Annotated in this window: 2 tRNA genes; both read left to right on the forward strand. The window is 41.3% G+C overall.

Going from position 1 to position 332, the window contains the following annotated elements:
* Nucleotides 1–14: 14 nt before the first annotated feature.
* Nucleotides 15–91: transfer RNA gene (locus ACTNDN_RS25070), tRNA-Pro, on the forward strand.
* A gap of 12 nt (nt 92–103) precedes the next feature.
* Nucleotides 104–179, forward strand: a tRNA-Ala gene (locus tag ACTNDN_RS25075).
* The last annotated feature ends 153 nt before the right edge of the window (nt 180–332 follow it).

Raw genomic sequence — 332 nt, forward strand, 5'->3', positions numbered from 1 at the left:
GCGCCATTATATTTCGGGAAGTAGCTCAGCTTGGTAGAGCACTTGGTTTGGGACCAAGGGGTCGCAGGTTCGAATCCTGTCTTCCCGACCATTATTATTATTTGGGGCCTTAGCTCAGCTGGGAGAGCGCCTGCCTTGCACGCAGGAGGTCAGCGGTTCGATCCCGCTAGGCTCCACCAAAAAATAAAAAAGTATATTGACAGTGTTTATAATAACTGTTATTATATAAAAGTTGCTTCTAATAGCAACAAACAAATTGCTCTTTGAAAACTGAACAAACAAACGTCAACAATAATCGTTTTATAACGAATGTTATAGAATGACAACAAGTA

It is taken from the genome of Niallia sp. HCP3S3_B10, from assembly GCF_052064465.1.
GTDB classification, from domain to species: domain Bacteria; phylum Bacillota; class Bacilli; order Bacillales; family Cytobacillaceae; genus Niallia; species Niallia hominis.